23 protein-coding genes and 2 pseudogenes are annotated in these 21,809 nt (G+C 44.0%); 7 read left to right on the forward strand and 18 right to left on the reverse strand.

Going from position 1 to position 21,809, the window contains the following annotated elements:
• Positions 1–49 precede the first annotated feature (49 nt).
• The 4 genes and pseudogenes from ACED28_RS13465 to ACED28_RS13480 all read right to left on the reverse strand — a co-directional run.
• A pseudogene (locus ACED28_RS13465) lies at positions 50–387 on the reverse strand (maltose acetyltransferase domain-containing protein); the annotation flags it as partial.
• A 96-nt stretch (positions 388–483) separates the two neighbouring features.
• On the reverse strand, positions 484–858 hold the full coding sequence (locus ACED28_RS13470; RefSeq protein WP_048611985.1) for a VOC family protein: 375 nt from the start codon (positions 856–858) through the stop codon (positions 484–486).
• A gap of 78 nt (positions 859–936) precedes the next feature.
• Positions 937–1,635, reverse strand: coding sequence for a pseudouridine synthase (locus ACED28_RS13475; protein ID WP_371710043.1), 699 nt, complete (start codon positions 1,633–1,635; stop codon positions 937–939).
• Positions 1,635–1,796, reverse strand: coding sequence for a hypothetical protein (locus ACED28_RS13480; RefSeq protein ID WP_371710044.1), 162 nt, complete (start codon positions 1,794–1,796; stop codon positions 1,635–1,637). Before ACED28_RS13480 ends, ACED28_RS13475 begins: the two co-directional genes overlap by 1 nt.
• 209 nt (positions 1,797–2,005) lie before the next feature.
• Between ACED28_RS13480 and ACED28_RS13485 the strand changes: the two genes are divergently transcribed.
• Positions 2,006–2,407, forward strand: a complete 402-nt coding sequence (locus ACED28_RS13485) for a YkgJ family cysteine cluster protein (RefSeq protein WP_017065706.1) — start codon at positions 2,006–2,008, stop codon at positions 2,405–2,407.
• Between the two features lie 31 nt (positions 2,408–2,438).
• Here ACED28_RS13485 and ACED28_RS13490 read toward each other — a convergent pair whose 3' ends face one another.
• The 6 genes from ACED28_RS13490 to ACED28_RS13515 form a co-directional block, all read right to left on the reverse strand.
• Positions 2,439–2,852, reverse strand: coding sequence for an NUDIX domain-containing protein (locus tag ACED28_RS13490; RefSeq protein ID WP_371710045.1), 414 nt, complete (start codon positions 2,850–2,852; stop codon positions 2,439–2,441).
• Positions 2,853–3,080: 228 nt separating this feature from the next.
• Positions 3,081–3,461 carry an STAS/SEC14 domain-containing protein gene (locus tag ACED28_RS13495; protein ID WP_017057365.1) on the reverse strand — a complete coding sequence of 127 codons (381 nt, stop codon included), beginning with the start codon at positions 3,459–3,461 and terminating at the stop codon, positions 3,081–3,083.
• A gap of 113 nt (positions 3,462–3,574) precedes the next feature.
• Complete coding sequence (locus ACED28_RS13500; RefSeq protein ID WP_371710046.1) at positions 3,575–4,171, reverse strand: class I SAM-dependent methyltransferase; 597 nt, start codon at positions 4,169–4,171, stop codon at positions 3,575–3,577.
• Positions 4,164–4,670 carry an HAD family hydrolase gene (locus ACED28_RS13505; RefSeq protein ID WP_371710047.1) on the reverse strand — a complete coding sequence of 169 codons (507 nt, stop codon included), beginning with the start codon at positions 4,668–4,670 and terminating at the stop codon, positions 4,164–4,166. Before ACED28_RS13505 ends, ACED28_RS13500 begins: the two co-directional genes overlap by 8 nt.
• 28 nt (positions 4,671–4,698) lie before the next feature.
• Positions 4,699–5,643, reverse strand: a complete 945-nt coding sequence (locus ACED28_RS13510; RefSeq protein WP_371710048.1) for a D-2-hydroxyacid dehydrogenase family protein — start codon at positions 5,641–5,643, stop codon at positions 4,699–4,701.
• 95 nt (positions 5,644–5,738) lie between these two features.
• Positions 5,739–6,203, reverse strand: a complete 465-nt coding sequence (locus ACED28_RS13515; protein ID WP_371710049.1) for an ASCH domain-containing protein — start codon at positions 6,201–6,203, stop codon at positions 5,739–5,741.
• Between the two features lie 511 nt (positions 6,204–6,714).
• Here ACED28_RS13515 and ACED28_RS13520 point away from each other — a divergent pair.
• Positions 6,715–7,434, forward strand: coding sequence for a membrane lipoprotein lipid attachment site-containing protein (locus ACED28_RS13520; RefSeq protein ID WP_371710050.1), 720 nt, complete (start codon positions 6,715–6,717; stop codon positions 7,432–7,434).
• Between the two features lie 177 nt (positions 7,435–7,611).
• Positions 7,612–8,112, forward strand: coding sequence for a hypothetical protein (locus ACED28_RS13525; protein ID WP_012604047.1), 501 nt, complete (start codon positions 7,612–7,614; stop codon positions 8,110–8,112).
• A gap of 105 nt (positions 8,113–8,217) precedes the next feature.
• On the opposite strand, the gene ACED28_RS13530 is transcribed toward ACED28_RS13525, so the two are convergent.
• The 8 genes and pseudogenes from ACED28_RS13530 to ACED28_RS13565 form a co-directional block, all read right to left on the reverse strand.
• A complete protein-coding gene (locus tag ACED28_RS13530) occupies positions 8,218–8,472 on the reverse strand; it encodes a DUF3297 family protein (RefSeq protein WP_029223190.1) in 255 nt (84 codons plus the stop codon).
• 246 nt (positions 8,473–8,718) lie between these two features.
• Complete coding sequence (locus tag ACED28_RS13535) at positions 8,719–10,920, reverse strand: TonB-dependent siderophore receptor (protein ID WP_371710078.1); 2,202 nt, start codon at positions 10,918–10,920, stop codon at positions 8,719–8,721.
• A 400-nt stretch (positions 10,921–11,320) separates the two neighbouring features.
• Positions 11,321–13,296: pseudogene (gene fhuB / locus ACED28_RS13540) on the reverse strand (Fe(3+)-hydroxamate ABC transporter permease FhuB).
• The gene (locus ACED28_RS13545; RefSeq protein ID WP_371710051.1) at positions 13,293–14,231 is read right to left on the reverse strand and encodes an ABC transporter substrate-binding protein; all 939 of its coding nucleotides are present in this window, start codon (positions 14,229–14,231) and stop codon (positions 13,293–13,295) included. Before ACED28_RS13545 ends, fhuB begins: the two are co-directional and overlap by 4 nt.
• Entirely contained in the window at positions 14,228–15,007 is a 780-nt protein-coding gene (locus ACED28_RS13550; protein WP_029225360.1) for an ABC transporter ATP-binding protein, read from the reverse strand. Before ACED28_RS13550 ends, ACED28_RS13545 begins: the two co-directional genes overlap by 4 nt.
• 317 nt (positions 15,008–15,324) lie before the next feature.
• Entirely contained in the window at positions 15,325–15,777 is a 453-nt protein-coding gene (locus tag ACED28_RS13555; protein ID WP_371710052.1) for a GNAT family N-acetyltransferase, read from the reverse strand.
• A gap of 66 nt (positions 15,778–15,843) precedes the next feature.
• The gene (locus ACED28_RS13560; protein WP_371710053.1) at positions 15,844–15,978 is read right to left on the reverse strand and encodes a hypothetical protein; all 135 of its coding nucleotides are present in this window, start codon (positions 15,976–15,978) and stop codon (positions 15,844–15,846) included.
• A gap of 24 nt (positions 15,979–16,002) precedes the next feature.
• Positions 16,003–17,133, reverse strand: a complete 1,131-nt coding sequence (locus ACED28_RS13565; RefSeq protein WP_371710054.1) for a PcfJ domain-containing protein — start codon at positions 17,131–17,133, stop codon at positions 16,003–16,005.
• A gap of 243 nt (positions 17,134–17,376) precedes the next feature.
• Here ACED28_RS13565 and ACED28_RS13570 point away from each other — a divergent pair, with 243 nt between their 5' ends.
• The 4 genes from ACED28_RS13570 (at position 17,377) to ACED28_RS13585 (ending at position 21,665) form a co-directional block, all read left to right on the forward strand.
• Positions 17,377–17,799 (forward strand): universal stress protein, encoded by a 423-nt coding sequence (locus ACED28_RS13570; RefSeq protein WP_012604051.1) that lies wholly within the window; start codon positions 17,377–17,379, stop codon positions 17,797–17,799.
• A gap of 181 nt (positions 17,800–17,980) precedes the next feature.
• A complete protein-coding gene (locus ACED28_RS13575; RefSeq protein WP_371710055.1) occupies positions 17,981–19,369 on the forward strand; it encodes a DASH family cryptochrome in 1,389 nt (462 codons plus the stop codon).
• The gene (locus ACED28_RS13580) at positions 19,366–20,925 is read left to right on the forward strand and encodes a cryptochrome/photolyase family protein (RefSeq protein WP_371710056.1); all 1,560 of its coding nucleotides are present in this window, start codon (positions 19,366–19,368) and stop codon (positions 20,923–20,925) included. Before ACED28_RS13575 ends, ACED28_RS13580 begins: the two co-directional genes overlap by 4 nt.
• Complete coding sequence (locus ACED28_RS13585) at positions 20,925–21,665, forward strand: SDR family oxidoreductase (RefSeq protein WP_371710057.1); 741 nt, start codon at positions 20,925–20,927, stop codon at positions 21,663–21,665. The genes ACED28_RS13580 and ACED28_RS13585 overlap by 1 nt, the downstream gene beginning before the upstream one ends.
• Positions 21,666–21,809: the final 144 nt, after the last annotated feature.

Below are 21,809 nucleotides of genomic sequence, written 5' to 3' on the forward strand. Positions count from 1 at the left end.
TTGAAAAGCGAAATGTCGCTTAGCTAAGTGTCCAGTCTGACTGGAGCAGATCAATGGGATGTGTGCCAGTGGCAATGGTCACGTTAGGCGCAATCATCACGTTGTCGCCGATGAATATGTCTGTGTCGTCGACCAGAGTTAGATTGAAGTTCACGTATACGTTGTTGCCTAGGTGCGTGTGACGCCCCCAGTTCGCATGTAATGGTGGTTCAATGTAGCAGCCCTCACCGACTTCGGCGAATAGCTGCTTCATGATTTGTTGTCGTTTATCGGGCGAGTGTGATTAAAATCGTATAGCACTTCTAAGCATTGAGTTTGCTCAGCAACCAAATCCACGTCGTCACAGTAGTAAACGTCTTGGCTGTGCATTTTAGCCTTTATATCCATGTTTGAACCTATTTGATCATTGCCTTACGTCGGCATAAATAAAGAAACAGATGGATAATTTGAAGTTTTCACTGGCCTTAATGCAAGTTGGATGAATTAACGCGGCCTAATGTTTTCAGCCACACGCCACAGCACACCACTTGGGTCAGTGATACAAAACTCAAGCATTCCCCATGGCTGTTCAACAACCTCGGAAACGGTAACTTCAAATTCCGACACTACATTAGAGTTTTGGATGTGTTGATACCAACTTTTTACGTCTTCAACCAGCAAGTGCATCATGTAATTGTGACAGTGCGCAGGTTCATAAAAGTTTTGCAGAAGGAAGGCACAACTGCCGTGTCGTAGATAGGCGATATCGTGAAACTCAGACATCACTTCGAAGCCGATTGACTGGTAAAAACGTTTAGATAAATCGAAGTCTCTCGCGGGTACAAAAGACTTAATTTCTGAGACTTTTAGGTTTTCCATCCTATATCCTTATAGTATTGATGTTCTGGTGCTGACACGCTTAACGCTTTAAGTGGTTACGGCGTTTATTCAGAGCTCTTATTCAGAGTCTTGCTGAAATGAGTCAACTTCGGCTTTAGTTAGATAACGCCACTGGCCTGCTTCAACATCCAAACGAACGTCACCAACCTGTTCACGGTGTAGGCCAACAACTCGATTCCCGACCGCAGCAAACATTCGTTTTACTTGATGAAACTTGCCTTCTGTAATGGTCAACAGCACTTCTTTACTGGTAATCACCTCGAGCTCTGCCGGACGCGTCGGTTTTTGTTCGCCCTGCAATTGAATGCCCGCTTTGAACTTATCAGCGACATCGTCTTTGATATCGCGTGACAATGTCACGCGATAGACTTTCTTACATGACTTGGTTGGCAACGTGATGTTGAATGACCAGCGCCCATCATCGGTAATCAAGACTAAGCCTGTAGTGTCGGCATCTAAGCGCCCTGCTATGTGCAGCTCTGATGCTTTGTCTATCTCGATGTAGTTAAACAATGAAGGATAAACTTCATCGATATTAGAGCAGATAGTACCCGCAGGCTTGTGCATTAAGAGGTATCGAAATTCACGCAACTTAAGCGGCGTGCCATTTAACAAGATGGTGTTGCTTTCATGAACCTGAGTCGATTCATCGGTGACTGTTTCACAGTTTACGTTCACCTCGCCATTATGGATGCGTTCAATCGCTTCAGGCTTGGTTAGGTCAGTGCTTTTACATAGATATTTATCAAGACGCATTAATCGTCAGCACCACATTTTGCGCATGGCTTATAAGTACGTTCGCCTTGAGCAATCACCACATAGTCTCGAACGCAATTATCACATAGCGCCAGCTTTGGGTAAGCCTCTTTTTGTTTCTTTGCGTTAATGTTGCCTTCGGTGGTATATACGGTTCTCATTTTGATGCCTTTGCTTGAATAACGTGAGAGACGCAAATTGTATCACTGTTTACATCTTTGGTTGGAGTGGTGGTGCATAGATAAGTTGATTTTAAGTGCCGCTATTCCATGTTCCCACCCCGTAACGGCTTAACCATGAACAACAAAGTCAACGTGCCACGCCTATCAGTGGTAAAATGATAAAAGCTCACCAACCGATGAAGTCGATAATGAAAGATTGTAATCAATGCGGAAAATGCTGTATCAAATACGGAGATGGCGACCTTGCCGCGACTCAAGAAGAGATCGATTTGTGGGAGCTGTTCAACCCAGACATCTTTGAATATGTTCGAGGAAGCGAGATTTGGTTTGACCCTGAATCTGGCGAACGTTTAACTCGCTGCCCTTTTCTGGAACTGGTTCCGACGAAAGACACCAAGGCTCAAGCCAAGTACACATGTAGCATTTACTTAGACCGTCCAGAAGATTGCAGACACTACCCAAGCCTAATCAATGAGATGGTACGAGATGAGTGTGAAATGATTGAGGTGGTGGATTTACAAGACACGAAGAAAGCTCAAAGGAAACTCGACTTGTTGATGAAAGACAGCCGCCCTTCAAGCTATTCGTAAACGATGATCTTTTGAAGATCAATCTTCAGCATTAGCTGATAGCCGCTAAAACCTTAAGCCAAATACTGGTTCGCTTCTGCGCAACCAGTGCTGCCAATGAACATACCGCTCTGTCGTTGCCATCAACAAACTTAAGTTCTTCGATTTCGGCATCTGGAGACAGTTCACCCGTATAATCAGCAAGATAGCAAGTCAATTTCACTGATACGCCTTCCGCTTTGCCATCAGCTTGGCCTGAAAACGTCTCGACGTATTTGATGGAATCAGGCACTAAATCAACTGAGATCTCTTCTTTGATTTCGCGAACCAGTGCTTGCTCATCACTTTCGCCAGCTTCACGCTTACCACCCGGTAGATAGAACAGTTCTTTGCCTTTTGATCTCACCATCAACAGCTTGCCGTCTTTGATGAATATCCAAGCCAGCTTATCAATTACCTTATGCATGTCGTTAGACCTTATTTCTGTTTTAGTTCTCGTTATTACTGAATCTAGCCACACCATTAGTCGCGACCAAACACAGCCTGGGTATGTTACACGCTGCAATGAATATACTCTATTGAATCGAATAGGAAATATCATCGCCAAACCGAAAAATGACAGCGTTCGAGACAATGCTCGTCAACTGTCATTGGCAATGTTTACTGATTGTTCGTTAGCTGTTCGCGAATATTATCAATCGACCAACCACTTAAGCGCAGAGTCGTGGTCTTCGAATGACTTAATCTCACCAGACACAAACCAACTCCCTACTTTTGAAGCGAATTCTTGCCAGCTTTTATCACCATAAATCGCAATTTTGTCTATCTTCGAATTGAGCTCTAATCCCAGTTTGAAATCATCCCAAGCAGCACGTAACTCCCAACCCGTTAAGGTAGAGATATCGACCAGCATCTTGAGTTTAGATGAATCGAGTTCTTCTAGCGTGGTATTCAGAATTGGCATCATTGCTTGATAGTCATCGTGTGTGAGTTTGCCTTTCGCTTTAAACACAACGATGGTTTCACCGCTAACACGTTCAATTCCAACCGATATTCCGTGACGTTCGATACTCATAGCCTAGCCCTCATAGTGGAAACTAGACTTAGCTTAGAGGATTAGACAGCAAAGAGATGAGACGTTGGCGTCAAAACGGACAAGCATCCGAACGAGTTTTAGTTACTGACATTTTAACGGCGCTTAATCGCAACGACCGAGTAAGTGTGCCAATGCTTCACCCTACCCAGCGACGTGAGTGCTTGTTCGTCTCGCTCATGGAATCGTACTATCTCAAAGTCGTTGAATAAGCTGAGTACTTTGGCTTTCGTTAACGGCGTTGTTGGGGTTCGATAGCCATGTGCCCAACTGTCATCGACGCCCATGAAATCACCTGCAAATACGCCACCTACTTCAAGACAGTTTTCAATATTGTGCCAAACCCCGTCAAAACGCGTTGGGTCAGCAAAAAACAGACTCGAATTGGCAATCACTACGCCAGATTTCGGGTAATCATAGTGTTCAAATCCACTTTCAGATATCTCGACCAAAGATTTGCGACCAAAACGATCCCGACATAGTGCAATCGAATCAGGATTAACGTCGAAGCCATACACTTGATACGCTTGCTGTTCTAAAAAGGCGATGTCACTACCTGTTCCACAACCACAATCAATCGCAACATTTAAGCCTGACTCATTCAGTTTAATTGCGTACTCAGTTCTCTTTAAATGAGGTTTGCTTAGTGCCTTTTGGTAATACTGACGCCAGATCTCAGAGTGATCATCCATGGTACTTCTCCAACAGTTCGCTTAGGGATTGAACTTGCATGACATTCGGATGCCCTGACTTAAGATCAGCGCCCTCCGTGTTCAACCACACCGCTTTCAAACCCGCTTCAAGTGCTGGGTAAATGTCTTTGTCTAAGGTGTCACCCACCATGGTGATATCTTGTGGTGCTACACCGAGTTTGGAAATGATGGCAGGATAAAAGTCCGAATCGAACTTAGAAAAGCCAATGCTCGCCTTACAAAAGTAACCCAATATATATTGAGAAAGGCCAACACGCTCAAAGGCTCGAATGATGTCGTCTTTACTGGAATCACCAGCGTTGGTGGCAACATAAACTTGTTGAGTTTTCGATAGATCAGCAAGTAATGCGCGAGCACCACTCACTTCTTGTACGGTTTCCCAGTCACACATCTTCCCTTGTGCGTCTGGGAAATCGACCATCAGCGTATTGCCCCAGTCGAATAAGACTATTTCTGTTAATTCGATTAGCTTTGTCATCTTGCCTCCTGCATTAGTCATCGCACCTTTATAGGCCATCTCTTTGATAGGACAGAATGTTGTCGAAAGCGATATCGAAGTAGAGTTCGTAGCTATTTTGTTCAACATAGCCCAAATGCGGTGTCGCAGTGACATTTGCTAAGGACAATAGCGGTTCGATGTCTGTAGTTACTGGCTCACAATCGAACACATCAATAGCGGCTGTTTTGGTCGGTATCTCACGTAGTTCATGATAGAGAGCCATCGGTTCGACTAACTCGGCACGGCTGATGTTCACAAACAGTGAGTTCGGCTTCATCAAGCTAAGGTCGCGTGCCGTAACACATCCTCTGGTGACATCATTCAAACGCAAATGCAAAGAAAGCACATCAACTTCTCGAAAGAAGTCTTGTTTAGTTGTTGCTGCTTCTAATCCATCCGCTTGTGCTTGATCACGTGAAGCTTGGCTGCCCCACACTACGACAGACATCCCAAATACTTGGGCATATTGTGCAATGCATTTTCCGATTTTTCCGTAACCCCAAATACCAAGCTTCAAGCCCTTCAAAGTTCGACCTAACCCTAACGAGCCTGAATCTTGCCACTGGTTTTGCTTAAGGTTTGACGCGTAAGTAGGAATGTGGCGCGATGCAGCCATAATCAACGCCCAGCATAATTCAGAGGGTGCGACTGGCGAGCCTCGGCCTTCTAACACGGTAACACCAAATCGTTCGCACATTTGCGGGTCGATATGGTTACTTACTTTGCCCGTCTGGCTAATCAGCTTGAGGTTTGGGAGCTGCGATAACAAAGATTCGGTGATCTCGGTTCTTTCACGAATGAGCACAATGGCTTCAAACGAGACTAACTTAATGGCGAGCTCTTGCTCTGAATAAGTCTGGGTAAATACCGTGACATCGTGTTGTTCGAGTTTGTTGAAGCAATCGAGGTCTTTAACGACGTTCTGGTAGTCATCCAATATCGCTATTTTCACATCACTCTCCTTGTGAATGTTAATCTTCTGGCGTTAGTCAAAAGTAGCCTAAGTGCCATGCCTAACGAATCAACACATCACTCGCTGGGACTTCACTATTGATGAACCACTTTGAAACGCTCAAGTACCAACATCATGTCTTCACTTGGGTTTATATTGAGTTCTTCACATTCGCGAGAGAAGAAGTTCCAGTGAGCTTCTCGCCACCATTCGAGTGTTTTATCGCCCTCGCCTTCTGCAGCAGCAAACTCCGCCGTCACTTCGTTGTATTTGCACAATGACACCGAGGTAATCTCTACAATGCAGACTGGTTTGCCATCCCAATCAGTGACGACCTGCAAATGGCCCACGACAGGCATCGTTTCTCCTTCATGGCTGTACCAATATTCAAGGCTACAAGATGCTTGCTTCTCACCTTTGAGTATCAACTGTGCGCAGAGGTTGGCGTTGTATTCGTCGGCGCAGTAATAGTCAGCACTAAAGGAGGTGTATTGCGAGGCAACGTCTGTTGGTAATGTGTTGAGGTATCTCTCGAGATAAGCTTTGCTTCGTTCTTCCATGATTTTTCCAAATTCAATATAAGCTTCAGCCGATAACTACTTATAGATTAAGCATCTGACTGCATTGGGAGTAACCTATCAAGTCGCGTTATTGCTGTAAACCGAGTGAATATCAAAATGTGGGCTGAGAAAGAAGAATATGCATGGGAATGTTTGTGAATAGATACCAACTAAAACAGAAGCAGGATATACCTGCCTCTGTTGTTTATTAGTATGACGTTGTCCAGTTAATGAACTATTGAAGCCACTCAAGATCCACATTGCAAGACGATTACACGCTCAGTTTTCGCCCACTATCCATACCCACCAGCATTCTTTCGAAGTCACAACACATAACCAATCGTGATGTTAAATCTATTGTTCAGTTTATTTATCCAACATCGATGTTTACGTATCGTACAACCTCAAGCAATGCAGCAGCCCTACAGCGTTAAGTTCGTTAGGCCAGCGACTAGTGGGATTGGTTAGCCACACATTGCCTTTACGAAATTAAATAACGATAGGAAATATCATGAACAAATCACTTATCGCACTCGTTCTTACTGCTGTTTTAGCAGGTTGTTCATCTGGCGGTGGTTCTGAACCGGCACAACCTCAATTTGATGGTGATTACGGTTTCGAAAATATTGACCCAGGTTTTGGAAACGGCGACTCTGATAGTGATGTCGACAATGGGTTTGATAATATCGACCCTGGATACGGCAAAGACGATTCAAAAAATATTGCTGATATCATTGAACAAGCTGATCTAGGCTTCGTCTACATCCCAGATATCGGTGATGTACCATTTTTTAATAAAGACACAGATGAAGCTCATATAAGCGCCGTAAAACAACGTTCTGATGATAACGAAACGCTATACAGCATCTACGTGGATGATAAGCGTGTTGGTGAAATCATCATTCGTGATAACTATGTCAAAGTTAACTCTGGAGACAAGATGATCTCAGGTGAGCAGAAGTCTTATCTTGATACTGAACATACCTTTTGGACTATTCGAGGTACGAACGGCAATGTAGTTGGTGACTTTAAGCGTCTCGACGATGGTGTTTGGGTGTTCCGTGAAGAAATGAACCGTGAAACATTTGTGGTTAAGTATCACGACGGTCAGTGGAACTTCATCCCTGTCGCAGACATTAAAAACAAGGTTAAAGACAACTTGCCGTCGCAAGCACAAGCCACCAAAGTGCGAGCAAAAATGCAGGTTAATAAGCTACGTACTTTGAAGTAATACTTATCACCAATCCCATATCAAAAAGGCATCCTCAAATCCAAGAGGATGCCGATCAAGCATCAACCAAGAATACATAACTAAAAAGCTCAAGGAAGATCCGGACTAGGTTACGAATTTACTGGCATTCAGTACTTTGAATTCGCCGATATTTTGTATACATAAGCGAGAGATCCAATGACCATCAAAAAGTTCCCCCTTCTGACATTAGCCGCTGTCTTGCTGTTCACTATGTCTAACGCACAAGCCAATGAACAAAACCAAGAAGAAACTGCGATAACATTTGGCCTATCAGCTGAACGAGGGTGGAGAGATTGGTCTGCTTCTTACATCAAATATCGTGGTCCGGGAAGCATCGGTTATGGCATCGAGTTTACTCGCTCGGCTTATAACGAAGATGAAGAATCATACGAATACAAACAACGCGACAACGAATATCAGTTTCACGCCCCTATTGGTATCACCGAAAACTTGTACATCACCCCAGGTTACGGGATCAAGCGTACCCACACGGACGTCACTTTAGATAGCCGCGAGTTCTCTGATAGCTCAACCAAACAAGTCGGTGGCTTAGATGCAACCTATATTATGGACAGTGGCTTTGTTGTAACCGCAGGTTTTGATAAAGCAGAAGGTGAAGACGTCGAGTTTTCGATTGGTGCAGGTATCGCATGGTAAAGTCGACTTAAGGTATCATACGCAAACAAAAAGGACCTAGATTTCTCTAGACCCTTCTATATAAACAGCGTTTTGTACTCGACATTATCGAGTTACACGAAGTGATTAATCTTCGATGTAGAAAGCTTCTACTGTGCCTTTAAGAGTAATAAGCATTGGCTGGCCAAAACGGTCTAGCGCTTTAGGAGAAGGGATCTTAACCCAACCTTCGCTGATGCAGTATTCTTCAACATCAGTACGCTCTTTACCATTTAGACGAATGCCGATTGGGTATTCGAAACACTCAGCCACGTGGTGTGGGCTGCGTGGGTTACCTGCAAGATGATCTGGTAAAGCTGGTCTTGAATTAGTATCGCTCATGTTCATTACCTGTATGTACGTAAATAAAAAAAGTGCGTCATTCTAGTCAATATAGGCTTGGTGCTCAACAACTGGTGCAATAAATCGTAGAGATCGTTTTAATCAACAGCGAGTTGTTTGATTTAAAGGCGATATAGGCATGAGTTTCAACGAAAATTTAACAGAGTTATGCATTGTTAATAAGAAGAAAAATGATGAACTTAATAAAAGCACCCAGCCCACAAGCTGAGTGCTTATTGGTAAGTCTTACCAGTCGTACGTTACACTTGCAATGACGTTACGACGATCACCGTAGAAACAATAGTAATCACACGTCGCAACGTACTCTTTGTCTGCTAAGTTTTTCGCTGCAACTTGGAACTTATAGTCTTCAATACGATAGCTCAATGTTGCGTCAAACAATGTGTAAGAAGACACTTTGTTCGTCTCAGTGTTGTCGGCGTAAGAATCACCAACATAACGAGCACCTGCACCAATAGTTAAGCCATCTAATGGACCATTTAGGAAACGATAGTTTGCCCAAGCAGAAGCCAGTTGCTCAGCAATTTGTGACGGCGTATTTCCTACATTGCTGCTTGTAGCATCTTCTGTTATTTCTGAATCGATGAATGAAACGTTACCAATCAAAGTTAATGCTTCAGTCACGTTTGCAACGGCTTCTAATTCAAGGCCCCGGTTACGAACTTCACCAATTTGCGTTAGCTGACCGGCAACCTGACGCGCTAAGTTTTCTTTCGATACTTCAAACGCAGCAATGTTGAAGTAACCGTCAAAACTACGCGGTTGATATTTCAAACCCACTTCATATTGCTCGCCACGTTCCGGTTTCGCAGGATTACCATTTTGGTCAAGCTGAATAATGGGGTTAAACGACTGAGCATAGCTCGCATAAGGTGTAAAACCACTATCCATCAAGTAAGCAACACCGAAGTTGGTTGTCCACTCTTCGCTATCGACCTTAGTTTTGGCGCCAGTAGTCGTGTTATGTGTCTTGTTTTGGGAATCGTCGTAACGAACACCGATTTGTACTGCCCACTTATCCGCAATCATCATTTGGTCTTGTAAATAGAGGCCTAATTGATTATTTTTCGTTTTAGTGGTTTGACGATCTGATTCATCAAGTGGCGCAAACGTTGTTGGATTCAACAAAGCTACATTTGTGCTATATGAAGGATTGAACACGTTAAAAATAGGGCTAGGAATATTTCCCACACCGGGTACAGGTAGAAGACGGTTTCCGTCACCAATAATTGGATCAGCCGCGTAATCTTTACTATCAATATCGATGCTTTGGTAATCAATACCAGTCAACAAGGTGTGTTCTACCGAACCCGTTGTAAATTTATGGATCAAACGATTATCGATATTAAACGCATCGGATGTCCCCTCTTCCGTCGATGCTTGTCGGATAATAGAAGAACGGGTTGGATCGTAAGGTGCTAGAGCTGTGTCACCAATATACCGCGAGTAATACATTTGACGTAGGTTTATGTCCATTTGGCTGTAACGAACGTTTTGCATGAAATAAGTACGATCATTAAAGTGATGTTCAAATTCATAACCTATCGAGATTTGTTCACGCTCAAACGCCTCCCAATCTGTATTTCCCAATGCCCGGCTATCACTGATTTTTCCATTTGGATTTGACGTTAGCGTCCCTTCCATCGGTAAGAATTGTAGGTATGGGTCAGAGTCATCCTTTTGGTAACTAGTTAGCACCGTAATTTTAGTATCGTCTGTAAATTTGTAAGCCAGAGAAGGAGCGATAAAAATGCGTTCAGCTTCTACACCATCGACACGGCTACCATTTTTACGACCAAGCGCTTGCAGGCGAAACGCCATTTTATCGTTAACTTCAGAGTTCACATCTAAGCTAATTTGCTTTCGATCATCAGTACCGTATTCGATAGCAAACTTACCCGAGCCACCATCAAACTGTGGACGCTTACTGATTACGTTAATAACACCACCCGGAGGAGTTTGGCCGTATAGCGCTGATCCTGGACCACGCAAGATTTCTACTCGCTCCAAGCCAAACGGGTCGATTTGCCAACTGTAAAAACCAGATGAATACAAACGCGTTCCGTCTTGATACAAGCCACTGTTAGCTTGCTTAAAGCCTCGGATAACAAACCAATCTTGCTTGTTGTCTTCACCGAAGTAGTTCGCTTGAATACTTGGCGTGTACTGTAATGCATCGGCAATACTGATCGATGCTCGATCGTCCATCTGTTCGCGAGTCACAATCGAAATTGCACGTGGTGTCTCACCTATCGCAACATCTGTTTTTGTTGCTGTTCGACTGCTTAATCCTACGTAACTAAAATCAGGACCTACTGAGCTGTCTTCAAGTTGCTGTCCAATAACAACAACGGTTTCATCCTCTTTTGCCTGAACCAATCCTGACGATATAACTAAAGCGACCGCAAGTGCTGTTGGGGTGCGCATAAAGTGCCGATTCATATATTTCTCCTTCAATACGGCTATGAACCAATTGCAAAAAAGAACAAATGATTTTTACTTTTAAATCATTTGTTCTTGAACCTAACTAGGCTCTTAAAAACTCAAGCGACAACACTTTCTAGTGCTTGGTGCGCTTGAGCCAAATTCCCTTTACTCAACTCAATAAGATTGCCGGTATCCATTTTTAGAATACGTTCAACTTCTTCGTTGAAATAACCAACTAGTTATTATTGTGATTATCATTATTACTAAAAGAGTAAAATAATCCCGTATAAACCCAACGCAGCAACCTGATTACTATGTTTTACTCTTGAGCCTATTCTCTAGAAACTCATTCGGCTAATACTCGTTAATGAGCTATTGCTAATGGCTGTAAGTAACTAAGCTATAGCTTTCTCAAACCCCACATCAGATACATGCCACCGATAATCGAAGCCACCAAGCCTGCCGGGATCTCTTGCGGGTACAGCCACTGTCTACCAAGCCAATCAGAGAACAACATCAGTGCCATACCAATTAACGAAGAACAGATCAGGTGCTCTTTCGCACGGCTATAACCAAACAGTCTCGCCATATGTGGAGCCATCAAACCAATAAAGCTTAATGGACCCACCACCAGTGTTGCGCTCACGGTTAAACATGCCACCAGTACCAACAATAGAATTCGAGATCTTGATACATTGATACCAAGAGATTGCGCACTCGCCTGCCCTAATGGCAACACATCCAACCATCGCGTACAGAGAAAGCCTAACGAGATAAATACAACCGAAGATATCAGTAACGGAATGAGTGTTGCTTCGGTGACGTAATACGTTGAACCAGCCAACCAAGCCAGAACTTGATAACTTCGAGGGTCGCCACCTGCCAATACAAAACTCTGCACCGCGTTCATCAGTGCCGTTATCGCAACGCCTGTTAGTAGTACTCTTTCCGGTTGGAAGCCCGACTTTTGGTTAAGCACAACAATGATGCCCAAAGTACAGACCGCGCCAATAAAGCCACCGACATAAAGCCCAACCACGCTGCTTCCAAAGCCCGCAAAGATTGCGATAATCAAACCTAATGCCGTACCAGAACTGATACCAATCACTTCTGGGCTGGCCATTGGGTTGCCACTCAAACGCTGAACGATCGTACCAGCGACTGCCAACATGCTGCCCGCTAATGCCGCTGCCGTTAACCTAGGCAAACGCCATTCGAGCATTGCCCAGTCTTGAGTTTGAAATAACCAACGCCAACCTTCAGTTTGTACAGAGAACAAACTAAACACGACCAGCGACATCGCAATAAACAAGCTGGCCAATACCACTGAATGCTTGTTTAAGCGAGAAGCTACTTCCTTATTACGCGTTAATACAGTTTGTGTTTGTGACTGACTTTTCATTGATAACTTAGGCAGCAACCACAACAACAGTGGAGCACCTAACGCAGCCGTTGCAGCCCTGTCGGGACAAACATAGACATAATGCCCGGCAACTGTTGAATAAGCAGATCGGTAAGGCTTAACAACAAGCCACCTAACAGCATAGATACCAATAACTTAGGCACTAAACGGTGCACACCCATCAAGCGTGCTAACGCTGGTGCGGCTAAACCGACAAAACCGATAACACCCACAGCACTCACGACCCAAGCCGTTAGCAACACCGCTAAACCGAGACAAGCGACTCTCAATTCCGGTAACGAAACACCTAAACTCTTAGCGCCCTGCTCTGATAATTGGAGCAAACTCAATGGTTTTACGAACAGAAACGCCATGAGAGTCGCAATCACTAAGCGTGTAGCCAAGTACTGAACATCTTCCCATCCGGTTTGAACCAATGAACCAGAACCCCAAATCATTAAGCCACTCAGTTTGTCTTGGTTCATCATTAACAAGACTGTACTCACAGCGCCAAAATAGAGGTTCACGACCAAGCCAGACACAATCACGACGGTTGGAGACAAAGCACGTCGCCATGACAACGTAAACACCAAACCAATCGTAGTTACGCCACCAACAAGCGCCACTAGCGAATAAGACCACTCTAATAACCATGGTGCGTAAAGCGTCGCTAGCATCAGAGCAAAGCTTGAGCCACTCGCGACACCTAACGTAGACGGTGAAGCCAAAGGGTTTCTGAGCACCTGTTGCATCAAGACACCCGCCACTGCCAACGCTGCGCCAGATAACAACGTCGTGAATAACCTCGGCCACCAAGCCAAATGCAGTTTCACTGAATCAGGTGAAATGAAATCAGCGGCCCACAAGCTAGAAAGTCGGCTCAATCCGAACTGAGAGACAAATAGGTGTTGGCCTATTAACACCAGTGTAGAAACCAATAAAAGAGTCATAACACCTAACGAGAGAACTCTCATAGCACGTCTCCTTGGTTCAATTCAGAGACAATGAAGCGCGCAAAGCGTGTTGCAGAAGGTATCGCACCGAAGCTCCACACCGCTGGAACTTGTAACGCGGGGTAGCCCGACTCTTTCACAATGTATTGCCAAAACTGATTTACTTTAAGGCTCTCTTTAGTTCCTGCTGGCATTGGCGAAATAATCACGATTTGTCCTTTAACGCCAATAAGTTGATCGACACCAACCAAACTGTAACCCCAAGCGTTGGTTTGCTCTTTCCATGCTGATTCAAGGCCAATCTTGTTTACTGAGGCTTTGTATAGGCTGTTATCCCCAAAGACGCGAACGTGATTAGTGTCCATGAATTGCACCATCAACATTGCAGGAGCACTGTTGGGTAGCAGAGATCCTAAACGATCCATTTCAGTGTTCGCTTTCTGAATCAAAACTTCAGCTTGAGGTTGTTTCTCAGAGACTTCTGCTAGCTTTCGAGTAACCGTTTCTAGCGCTGACCAATCAACATCACCACTTCGGTACAAACCAATGGTCGTAACAGGGGCAATTTTGCTAAGTTGAGTCTCCAACGTTGAAAACATTGGAGAGAGTAATATCTTGTCGGGTTTGAGCTCATGAATACGTTCAAGGTTTGGTTGCGTTCGTAAGCCAACATCCGCAACAGTTGGGGGAATTTGAGGAGACTTTACCCACGAGTTGTAATCGGGTATTTGCGCGACAGCAATAGGTGTAACGCCCAACGCCAAAAGCGTTTCAGTGTGAGTCCAATCGATGGAAACTAATCGAGGTCGATCGCCATCATTCAACCCAGATGTATCTTGATTGGCTACCGCAAGTGGAGAAAATACCAGTACGCTCGATATGACGACTATTGAAATAAGATTACGAGTGACGTGCGAGCGATGTAATATTGATTGGAAAGACTGTTTAAGCATCATGCTGGCTCCAAATCACCAGGCATCGCGACTGGGTAACCCGCAGAGTGTTGAGTAATGTGCATAGGCACACCATAGATATCTTTCAAGGTCGATTCTTTGAACACCTCATCAACCTCACCTTCGACTAATAGCTCGCCACTATGTAAGGCAATAATGTGGTCGCAGAAACGTGCAGCCATATTGATGTCGTGTATCACAATGATCACGCCAATTTCCAATGTTTCACTCAGGCGCTTAATCAATGTCAGCATTTCAATCTGATGACCAATATCGAGCGCTGCTAAAGGCTCATCCAGCAAAAGGTATTTGGTGCGTTGAGCCAACAGCATCGCAAGCCACACACGCTGGCGTTCACCACCCGATAAAGTATCCACCAAACGATCAGCGTATTGCGTTGTGTCGGTAAGTTGCATCGCCTCTTCAACGTATTGCTTATCTTTACTTGAAAGTCGACCTAATAGGCCGTGCCAAGGGTAGCGACCAAAACTCACCAGGTCTTTGCCGGATAAACTGTCGGTTGCAGGTAAATGTTGAGGTAAGTAAGAAATTTGTTGTGCGAAGTCCTTATCAGACCATTTAGCGACTGGTTTATCTTTCAGGAAAATATCGCCTGAAGTGGCGTGCTGTTGCTTCGCTAGCAACTTTAATAAGGTCGATTTCCCTGAGCCGTTATGCCCAACCAAAGCGTAGATTTTTCCTTGTTCAAACGACACATCAAATGTCTTGAGCAATTGCTTATCCCCTACGCTAAAACCGAGTCCCTTTGCTTCGAGCATATCTTCAACCTTAAAACACATCATTCACTAAAGAATTAATGAAATACGAACATATTCATAAAATCATTAACAGACACGCTTTTATACACTTGCAAAAACGCTAACGCAAACGATTTTCATTTAGATTAAACTGAATGTCGTACCAATTTATCCCTATATTTTAAAGAGTTAGAAGATTAATTTAGAGAAGGCAATCTGACGTTGATTCAAGATCTTGTCGCAACGAAGTTTAAGCATTTATGAAAATGCGCTCATAAATAGATAGATGAGAAAGGCAGAGAGTTTCGTGTCTGTTAGGCTGTTTCCGAATATTCAGCCTAAAACGAAACGCTCATGACGTGATGATTGGGTTCGGTTTCAATCTCGACGATTGACCAACCAAGAGAAAGGTACAAAGGCGCAATATTGGTGTAGGCGTACAAGTTAGACGTTGAATCCTTCGAGGATTGAGATTGATAGTAAACTGGCATTTGTTCAACAGCTCGATTAATCAATTCACTTGCAATACCTTGGCCACGCCATTGAGCATCAACATAAACAGCATTAATCCAAACCACATCTCTTACTTGATGAGGTTCCTGAAAATGGGAATATGCCAAGCCACCAATGACCGCATTATCGCGAAGCACTATTATTACTGGAGGGAGTTGTACGCAGTCTTTATAGGTATCTTTAAACTTAAAATCCGACCATTCACTTTGAAACAAGCGCTCTAATTCACTCCAATATGGCGAACTTTCATCGCAATTTCTAAAGATTACTTTCTGCATGTTTCCGTCCTTTGAAAGGGAGTAATTTGGCCATCCTAGCCTTGGTTTATATCAGTGTAGGTAAAGTTACTCTTCTTCGTCGTAATGGTCTGCAGGGTCTTGATTGACCTCTTCGCCACACCCTAAGCATACGGCTTGCAAATCTGTTGGCATGACAATAATCAAACCACAAGGCGGGCATAAATCGCCTTGTTGAAACATCCTGCTATTCCTTCTACTTCATGGCTATTGCTTAGGGTACTTTTGCTTACTCGCTTCTAACCAGTCATGGATGACTTGGCGAGCCGACTCCGATGGCGGTGCATTTCGTTTCCCACAAATCTGGTCAATCTCAAACGGAAAGGCTTTGCTTGGAACACGACGTAGGCCAATGGTTAAGCGTTGAGGCTTGAGCATTCGAAACACCACATAGCGATCACTCATGATTCGATTGTGATAGACGCCAATACAATGTTTTTGTTCCACGCCCTCTTGTTCAAGGTCGTAGTAATCAGTAAGCGGATGAATATTGTCATTACCGAGTAAAGGAACTGGATAAGGGATGTCCATGTCCATAGGCCGATTTCCTTCTAGACGGCGTAACTGACGCTGTTCTGTCCACCTATCATGCAGTTGCTCAAACATAGCAAAGGAATTTTGACTGGTGATGGCGCGTAATGGATCGTCCATCTCCAAATCTTGACCCAGTAAAATCGCGTCTTGGAACATGGCCATCTTTGAAGGCGCATTGAGCCTTCCCTCTTCAACCATAGCAATACCTAATCGGCTGCCGGTTAAAAATGGATGAACCTGATCCAAACGCAGCGCTGTATAGCCTACTTTTGAGTAATGCTTAAACTTAAGGACTCGTCTTTGCAGCGGTTCGAGAATTCGAACAATGTGGTCAAGCTCGTCTCCAACGTTATAGTTAAGCTCTAGCTTATCGATAAATTTAAGGGTCGCTTTACTGCTGTCTAAGCCCAATTTGGCTAAGATTTTCTTTTGTCCTAGGCGACTCAGTTCCAATGCTTTCTTGTTATCGACACTGTATTTCATGCAGATTAACGCCAAGATAACCGGTCTTAACTCAAGCAGTTGTGCCGCTTCATAAGTGTTCGCAGCCAACCACAACATCTGGTATTGATACTCTGGGAAATCATCGGTGATCTCACGATAACGAGCTGGCAATGAATCTAACCAACGACCATTCACATCAAACTGCTCAACGAGGTTGAGGCTTAAACCAATACCACCATCGAGCGGTCGTCTACCATCTTCAAATACGTGAAAACCGACAAGTTTTTGAGACCAATCGCGGATCTCAATATCGTAGTCAAAGCCTAATGTTCGAGTTGGGATGGTGAGTAATGCTGTCATTAATACCTCTTGGTTATTGACGAGTTGGACTATCGAGCTTATCTAATAGCAAAAAGCGTAAAGATCGAACTCACTTCACTATAACAACCTTTTGTAAATTTCTTATCAATCAAAGCGATATAAATACGATAGTGCTTAGAAGAACATTGAATGATGATTTTATGCAATATGAAATCTCTTCGATATCATTTGTGCTAACAAAAACTATGCTTGTTATATAACTGATAACACGAGGCTTTAATTATGGAATACCGACATATTCTGGTCGCTGTTGAAATGTCCGACGACACTAAGATTCTGATTGATCGAGCGACCTTCTTCGCAAACAAACTAGAGGCTGGCATTTCGTTTGTTTATATCGACGGCACGCATGGAGAGATTTACCCTGAACTCGTTGATATTCAGGGAAATGAAGGCGATCTACCCATCAATGAAGATTCCGTTAAACATTTGAAAGAGTTTGAGGCCTACGCTAAACACCCAATCAAGCACATATTCGTGGGAACGGGAGATTTGAATGATAAGCTCAAAAATACCATCGAGGTAAATGGCGTTGACCTACTGCTATGTGGTCATCACCATGATTTTTGGCATAAAATTATTTCCCATTCGAAACAGATCATCGACACATCTCCAGTGGACATTCTAATCGTTCCAATGGATTAGATACTACCGTTCGAACTTTAAAACTTCCTGCATTGCCAGCCTCTATCGGTATTATTGGTTGGCTTACATCCCCTCTTATTTACCCCAATCCAACTGTCACCCACTTGCTAATTTCATTTGTGATCTTGTCGGCTTATCAACTCGTAAGCGTCTAATAATTAAAAAATTACGAGTGTAAGTAATGAAAAAGATTGGTCTCTATCTTTTTACAAACGACTTAAGAATCAACGACAATCAATTGCTCCATTGCGCTGCGCAGAGCGTCGATAAACTCATTTTTGTGATTGTCGAACCCACTTTGGTTCGTTTCTCTGCTGATTTCGCGAAAGAACAAAGTTATGGCGCGCATCGCCAGACCTTTGTTTCACAATCGATAACTCACCTAGAATCGAATTTAGTTAAGTTTGGTCAGCAACTTGTCGTGATTCACAGTAATCATTTAGAACCAGACGCAGCCGAGCAAACACTCAGCCAAATCATTGCTACACAACACGTCACCCATTTTTTCACCAATGCACATTGCGGTTACGATGAGCGACGATTGATTGATTCAGTTCACCGTCGTCACCCTGACTTAATAACATGCTTGCCACATCACTCCACCTTGTTTGACTCACATGAGCTGCCGTTTGAATTATCAAAAGTCCCGAGCTCGTTTACCAAATTTAGAAAGCTAGTCGAACACTTGGACGTTAATAGCGGTGAGACGGTTATTTCACGTTTACCGCAAGCAGTGACACTTGCAGCAACACCAGTATTGGCAATCCCACTATTCAGTTCAGTAAATTCAGAAAGAGCAGCAACAAACGATTATTTGGGTGGCGAAGACGCAGGACTAGCACATCTAGATAACTACTTCTCACATGATTACGCCCTTAACTACAAGCAGACTCGAAACGCATTTGACGGCATCGAAAACTCGACCAAGTTTTCGCCGTGGTTGGCACTCGGCTGCGTTTCGCCTAAAACGATTTATAGCCATTTGAAGCAGTTCGAAGCCGATCATGGCAGTAACGATTCAACCTATTGGATCTACTTTGAGTTGTTGTGGCGCGAATATTTCTATTGGAAGTGTTTGTCATTGGGTTCGTCGTTGTTCGGTGAAACCTCAAACCATAAACTCGACTCTTCAAACTCCTCAGCGACGTTGAACCTGAATTTAGCCAAATGGAAAAGTGGCAATACCAACTACCCGATTGTCGATGCGTGTATGCGCCAACTTAATGAAACAGGCTACATGTCTAATCGAGGAAGACAGCTAGCCGCTAGCTGTTTGATCTATGAACTAGGGACCGATTGGCGACACGGTGCAGCCTATTTTGAGAGCCAACTTATCGACTATGACATGGCATCAAACAGGGGGAATTGGGCTTACATAGCCGGAGCGCTGAGACCTCAGGTAAGCACTCAAACCAACAAGCAAAAGAATACCAACCAAGCACAACCCAAATCACGGCAATTTGATTTAGGTAAGCAAACGCATATGTACGATCCAGACCATACGTTTATCAACAAGTGGAATGCGAGCAGCAAAGAACCTGTCTTAACTAACAATCAGGATGTGTTATGAATTTCAAAACCGTGCGCCTTGTCTTAGGCGACCAACTCAATATCCAGCACTCTTGGTTTCAACAGGTTGATGACGACGTCATTTATATCATTGCCGAACTCAAGCAAGAGACTGACTACGTTGCATCGCACATCCAAAAGGTGGCCGCTTTTTTCTCTGCGATGGGCTACTTTGCCGACGAGCTCCAACAACAAGGTCATCAGGTACTCCACCTTACTCTCGATGACACGACTCAATTTGAAAATCTCGATGCTCTATTGCAACACTACGTCCACGAGTTTGCTGCTGAAAAGTTTGAATACCAACGGCCAGACGAATATCGACTACTCCAACAATTGGCAAAGCTGAAGTTAACCGGAGTAACCAAAGGCTGTAGCGATTCCGAGCACTTCCTGTTTCCGTTTGACGAGATTGAAACCCAGTTTCCTAAAAACAAACACATCATGATGGAACATTTCTATCGCCGAATGAGAAAGCGCTTCGACATTTTGCTAGAAGACGGAAAGCCCGTTGGTGGAAAATGGAATTACGATGCGAGCAATCGAAAGAAACTCAAGAAAAAAGACATTGAAAGCCTGCCTCAACCTCTGATGTTTGCCAACGACATTTCCGCGATTTTAGAACGCATCGAGCGTCATCAAGTTCAAACCATTGGTGAAGTTGGCGACCAATTATTATGGCCAGTTAACCGCGCACAAAGCTTGTCTCTGCTCGCTCATTTCTGCCAAGTCTGCTTACCGTTATTTGGGCAGTTTCAAGATGCGATGACGACAGAACACGATTCAAAATGGAGCTTGTATCATAGCCGCCTCTCCTTTTCGTTGAACAGTAAACTGCTAAGTCCCCAAGAAGTGATTGATGCTGCGTTATCAGCTTATCAAGCTCCTTCTAAGCCAAATGCACCCACTATCGATATTGCACAAATCGAAGGGTTTGTGCGACAAATTCTAGGTTGGAGAGAGTACATACGCGCCGTCTATTGGGCAAACATGCCTGCGTACGCCAATAAAAACCATTATTCAGCAACCAATAAGCTGCCCCATTATTTTTGGGACGGACAAACCGAGATGAACTGCATGAAGCATGCGATTGACCAGTCTCTTGAATTTGCTTACGCGCACCACATCCAAAGGTTAATGATCACTGGCAACTTCTGTTTAATCACGGGTATAGACCCTCACCAAGTAGACAGTTGGTACCTTGGTATTTACGTTGACGCAATTGAGTGGGTCGAAATGCCAAATACGCGAGGTATGACACTTTTTGCGGATGGCGGGATCGTCGGAACCAAACCATACTCTGCCAGCGGTTCTTACATCAACCGTATGAGTGACTACTGCAAAGGCTGTCACTACAAGATAAAAGAGCGCAGTGGCGAGAGTTCTTGCCCATTCAACAGCTTGTATTGGCGCTTCATGAACAAACATCGCGAGGCCTTAAATCGCAACCCACGCATGGGGATGCTTTATCGCTCTTGGGACAATATGGATGAGCAAGACCAACAAGCGATACTCGACACCGCAGAACAACGACTGACTAACTTGGAGAACTTATAATGGTGGAACAACTCAGATTACACATATTGGTCATTGGTGGCAGCGGCGGTATTGGTTTCGCCGTGGTTAAGCACCTATTGTCTGAGCTGTCTCGCTTTGACTTTCTCGATGTCCATGTCGACGCGACTTATCATTCACAACGACCAGAATTGGAAGATAACCGTTTGAATTGGCACCAAGTCGATGCCACCAACGAAGCTGATATTAAGCGCTTAAGTTCTGAGTTTGACCAACTTGATTGGTTAATTAACTGCGTGGGTATGCTCCACACTCCAGACCTGGGTCCAGAAAAGAATTTGTCCTCTATCGACCCAGAGTTCTTTTTTAAAAACATCTCGGTAAACACCCTACCTAGCTTATTACTGGCCAAACATTTCACGCCGATCCTCAAATCCAGTGATAATCCAAAATTTGCAGTGGTATCGGCCAAAGTCGGCAGCATTTCAGACAACCGATTAGGTGGATGGTATAGCTATCGCTCTTCCAAAGCCGCACTCAACATGTTCATCAAAACCATGTCGATTGAATGGCAACGTACATTGAAGAAAGGCACAGTGTTAGCGCTCCACCCTGGTACAACCGACACCGCTCTATCTAAGCCCTTTCAGGCCAATGTGCCTCAAGGTAAGTTGTTTGAGTCTAGTTATGTAGCTCACCAGTTAGTGGACATCATTCGAACCGCTACGCCGGATAAAAGCGGTCACTTCTACGCGTATGATGGCGAGCAATTGACTTGGTAATGAGTAGTACCACTCGCAGTAAATAATACCAATCGTAGTAACTAACAGGTCACCCTAGCTGCGTAAACGCTCGATAACTTCGTTAGAGTTTTTTGGTGAGTAGTAAAAAATAGAAAACCCAACAAAGCTATGACTCTGTTGGGT

It is taken from the genome of Vibrio sp. 1F253, from assembly GCF_041439295.1.
GTDB classification, from domain to species: domain Bacteria; phylum Pseudomonadota; class Gammaproteobacteria; order Enterobacterales; family Vibrionaceae; genus Vibrio; species Vibrio tasmaniensis_A.